The organism is Bartonella sp. AA1HLJMS, assembly GCF_042197445.1.
Classification (GTDB): Bacteria; Pseudomonadota; Alphaproteobacteria; order Rhizobiales; family Rhizobiaceae; genus Bartonella.
This window is the reverse complement of the sequence record NZ_JBHIRW010000066.1, coordinates 1-4,794: the sequence shown is the minus strand read 5'-3', so window position 1 is coordinate 4,794 and position 4,794 is coordinate 1. Positions and strand designations below refer to the sequence as shown.

Genomic DNA, 4,794 nt, shown 5'->3' with positions numbered 1-4,794 from the left:
CTGTTTTCTTGTGTCCTGACAGCTCTGCCTTGTTCTTCTTGCTTCTTCTCATGACGCGCTACAAAGGCATTGGCTTCATCATTCCACAACAAAGCATTCTGCTCAATAGTCTGTGTAAGTTCATTGCTGTTCTTAGAAAGCTCATTATGAAGATCTGTCAGCGATGTATCAACACCGCTAAAGGCTGAACCAACATCATGATATGACTGACCACCAACAACATACGTCGGAAGATTGCCTACAAGCACATCAGCACCACCACCTAAATAGTTCGATGTATTTTTAGAAACACTGTCTAGATTAGTAGTCACTGTCGTAACATTTTTATTAGTCGCAAATAACTGAGAGCCATTTACAACTTCTGTCGATTCTGCTGAAAGTACTCCTGCCTTAACACCTGAAAGTATCCGGTCTTCTTTCTTACTGTTGGCAATATTGAGTTCTGTACCTTCTACTTCTTTACCAATAGTGATAACCTTCGTATTATCATCCTGCTTGGCAAGGCTATCACTGACTACATTGGTCACATCATTGTGAACATTCGTGATAGAACTCGCAACTCCAGCAAATGCTTCCGATACACTATTGTAAACCTTTTCCTCACCAGCACTACCATCAGAATTGACAGTTTTAAGCTTGAAGGTAGGTGCAACCCATTCTCCCTTTTCATTATAACCTGCTCCTCCACCAAAATACGTCGCAAACTGTTTTTGCAGATCATAAATCTGTCCACCCGTAATCGCATCACTCGAGCCTGATACTATAGAGCCAGCTGCAAGTGATGTAAGCTTGCTGTTCTCTTTATTGTCCCCATGCGTCGCTACAAACGCACCTTTAGTCTTGCCCCATAACAATGCATCGCCTTGAACTGCTTGCGTAATATTACTTAGTTTTTCATCAAACTTTTTGACCTCATTAGACAGATGAGTGTTCACATTCTTGACACTCGTATCAAGACCCGCAAAGGCGCTACCAACATCGTTATGTGAATTAGTCGTTACTGTACCATCGTCAGAAACATTAGAGATTTTATAAGTCGGAACTGTAAAAACACCCTCTTTAAAGGATGCTTCTCCACCAAGAAACTTAGCTAAATCCTCACCGATTTTGTTAACCTGTCCACCCGTGATTGCATCACGTGAATCCTTGGCAATCTGACCATCAGCAACATTATGAAGACCAACAGCCGCCTTATCCTTACCTTTACCTAAAGTCACACTCGTGTAATCAATGCCGCCATTCTCACCCTCTTTTTTATCGTAGAGAACCACTGCTGAATCTTCTGACTGAAGACTGCTGGAAAGATCCTTCAGACTTGCATCAAGCTGCGCTTTATTGACTGCCTCGTCCCCATTTTGCGCTGCCTTAACACCAGAAAGAATTCGAGCATCACCATCCCGATTTAAAATATTGATTTTATTGCCGCCTCTTTCCGCACCAATAGTAATAAGACCCATCCTATCCTGCTTGACAAGGCTATCACTCACTACATTCGTAATCTCTTTGCTGATCTCATTTTTTACATTCGTAACAGAATTACCAACTCCAGCCAAAGCATCCGCCACATTGCTATAAGTTTTCTCTTCAGATTTACCATCATCCTTAACTGTCTTAACCTTAAAACTTGGAGCTTTCCATTGTCCTTGCTCATCATAGCCAGCACTACCACCAAAATAGGTTGCAAGTTGTTCGTTCAGCGAATAAAGCTGTCCACCCGTGACAGCATCCGTTGAATCTTTAGAAACATCACCATCTAAAAGAAACGTAATTTTGCTGTTATCTTGAGTGGCTACAGCTCTGCCTTTTTCTTCTTTGCTCTTTTCATGACGTGCTACAAAGGCATTGGCTTCATCATTCCATAACAAAGCATCACCTTTAACTTGCTGAGTAATATTCGTTATGTTTTTAGTAAGTTCGTTAAACTTATTTGTTACATTATTATTGACATTCTTGATATTGCTATCAAGCTGGCTTTTGTTAACAGCGTCATTATTGTTCTTTGCTTCCCCAACACCAGAAATTATCCGATCCGCACCGCTTTCATTTGCAATATTGATTTCTGCGCCACCTACTTTTGCACCAATAGTGAGACGATGCGTTGTTTTGTCTTGCTGAACAAAGCTCTCGCTTTCCACTTTGGTAATCACATTATTAACCTGTTCAGTCAATTTATTCTGAACATTCGTGATAGAACTTCCAACACCTGTAAGTGCATCAGCTACATTCGTATAGTTCTTGTCAAAAGAAGTACCATCCTCACCAAACTGCTTGATCTTGAAATCCGGTGCTTTCCATTTGCCCTCTTTATCATATCCAGCACCACCACCAAAATAGGTTGCAAGTTGTTCGTTCAGCGAATAAAGCTGACTACCCGTTACGGCATCTGTTGATTTAGCGCTAATCTCACCATTTGCTAGAAACGTAATTCTACTGTTTTCTTGTGTCCTTACAGCTCTGCCTTGTTCTTCTTTACTCTTTTCATGACGCGCTACAAAGGCATCGGCTTCCTTGCTCCATAACAAAGAATCCTGTGCTACTCCTTCAGAAACCTCTTTAATCCTTGCATTCACATTCTTGATATTTGTATCAAGACCTGAAAAAGCGGTTCCAACACCTTGAAAGGCACTCTCTGTTACAACTCCATCTTTAGCAATGTAAGATAATTTATACGTTGGCTGTGTAAGAGCTCCATCTTTAAAGGATGCTTCTCCACCTAAAAACTTAGCTACATCCTCACCGATTTTATTAATCTGACCACCCGTGATTGCATCACGTGAACCCTCGGCAATCTGACCATCGGCAACATTATGAAGACCAACAGCTACCTTATCCTTACCTTTGCCTAAAGTCACACTCGTATAATCAATGCCGCCATTATCACCCTCTTTTTTATCGTAATGAACAACAGCCGAGTCATCTGACTGAAGGCTGGTAGAAAGATCCTTCAAACCTTTATCAAGCTGACCTTTGTTAACAGCTTCATTATTTTGTGTTGCTGCCTTCACTCCAGAAAGTATCCTATCCCCTTTATTCTTGTTGGTTATGTTGATTTCTCCGCCTTCTACTGCTGCGCCAATAGTGAGACGACTCGTTGTCTTATCTTGCTGAACAAAGCTTTCGCTTTCCACTTTGGTAATCACATTATTAACCTGTTCAGTCAATTTATTCTGAACATTCGTGAGAGAACTTCCAACACCGGCAAGTGCATCAGCTACATTCGTATAGTTCTTGTCAAAAGAAGTACCATCCTCACTAAACTGCTTGATCTTGAAATCCGGTTCTCTCCATATGCCCACTTCATCATATCCAGCACCTCCACCAAAATAGGTTGCAAGCGTGTTACCCATTGTATAGAGCTGACCACCATTTACTGCATCTGTTGAGTTTAGGGTAATCTCACCCTTTGCAAGGAACGTAATTCTACTGTTTTCTTGTGTTCTTACAGCTTTGCCTTTTTCTTCTTGCTTCTTCTCATGACGCGCTACAAAGGCATTGGCTTCATCATTCCATAACAAAGAATCCTGTGCCACTCCTTCAGAAACTTCTTTAATCCGTGCATTCACATTCTTGATATTTGTATCAAGACCAGTAAATGCACTACCAACATCTTTAAAAGAGCCCTCTGTTATATTACCCTTTGTATCAATCTTGGATAAGTTATAAGTTGGTCCCGTCATAGCAGAACCAGCAACTCCTGCACCTCCACCAAAATATTTTGATGTATTGGCCATAGCCGTTTCCAGATTTCTCGATGTGGACGAAAGACTCTCATTGGTTTTGCTTAACTGTGAAAAATTAACTGCATCGTTCGCTCCAGTGCCATCAGACACTCCTGTAATCTTTTTACCCCCAGCATCTATCCCAGAAATGATTATTTTCGGTCCACCTGTAATCACTAAGCCTGTTGCATCTAAGGTACTGCTTCCTGCAGTTACTTTATTGACTGCAATTTCCTTAGCTAGATCAAATTTTATATTATTATTATCTTTGCCTTTGCTAATTTGAAGATTTGTACTTCCAGCGGAAAAATCTACCGCGCTGTCCATGATAACGGTCTTAGTATCCTTACCCCCAACAGATAGTTTCCAACCACCATTTCTTACGACACTTTCTAAGTCTTTTAACTGTACAACATTTACTGCATCAGTAAGTTCACTACCAGCTGCTACACCTGTAATCTGCCGCGTTATGCTCTTACTAGAATTACCAACACTAACGGCACCCTGCTTACTTTTCCATTGCGCTTCAGTGCTTTCTGTTGCCCCCTGCAGCGAAGAAGTATATCCTGAAACACCTGCAGCCCTATCAGCGATAGCATCACTTCCTATAGCAACACCTCCCGCAACCGTCACATTAGAGCTAGCGCCTATAGCAATTCCCTGCAACGCCTGCTCCTTTGCATATGCATTGTACCCCATAGCAATCGCTTCATTTGCATAACTATGTGCTTTACTACCGAAAGCTATTGAAAAATCACCAACTGAAACTGTTCTCTCTTTTTCATCATAACTATCGGTTAGAGAAGAGCCGATTGCAATGCTATTTTTAGTATTTCTACTACGACCAGCTAAAGCAGTTAAGCCGATAGCAATCCCTTGGTCAGCCTTCGTCTGCGCTACTTGCCCGTACACAATAGCATCATGAGAATTTCCCTCAGACCGTACACCATTGACAAGAGGATTACCCAACACCCCATCCCTAGTCATTTGACCGCCCGTTACAACTCCTGGAGTTAAAGCTGCTCTTGTTATTTTTTTACTTCCAGCATTCATATCAATTGAACGTATCGAATCG

Annotated in this window: 1 protein-coding gene; it reads right to left on the bottom strand. The window is 41.4% G+C overall.

What is annotated here, in order from left to right; genetic code table 11:
* Positions 1-4,794 (bottom strand): hypothetical protein (locus ACFIQE_RS08715; protein ID WP_375707552.1); only part of this gene is annotated, 4,794 nt, incomplete at both ends.